Source organism: Burkholderia sp. GbtcB21 (genome assembly GCF_019091065.1).
GTDB lineage: Bacteria > Pseudomonadota > Gammaproteobacteria > Burkholderiales > Burkholderiaceae > Burkholderia > Burkholderia pyrrocinia_C.
In genome coordinates this window covers 1-265 of the sequence record NZ_JAGXKA010000279.1, presented here as the reverse complement: position 1 = coordinate 265, position 265 = coordinate 1, and the positions used below count along the sequence as shown (strand labels likewise).

Below are 265 nucleotides of genomic sequence, written 5' to 3'. Positions count from 1 at the left end.
CTCCTTTGACATCAAGTTAACCTCTGAACCTGAATCAATAAGTGCCTTGATAGGCCCTTTGATTCCATTGAGCTCCACCTCTACTTCAGTGCATGCTCTTGCCCAATATGACTCCATCTCTGTTGTGGATTCTCTATGATAAACTCCAACCTCAATGTTCTTCAAGCATGCATCTCTATCTTCTTTTTCTTCAACTTGGAGTGCACAAACAGTGTTGTCAATTTCTCCATCATCATCTGAATCCTCCACTTCTTCAGCCAAAGCA

The 265-nt window shown here is 41.9% G+C and carries 1 protein-coding gene; it reads right to left on the bottom strand.

Going from position 1 to position 265, the window contains the following annotated elements:
- A partial coding sequence (locus KVT39_RS36960) for a DUF4100 domain-containing protein (protein WP_217591486.1) occupies positions 1–265 on the bottom strand: 265 nt, incomplete at both ends.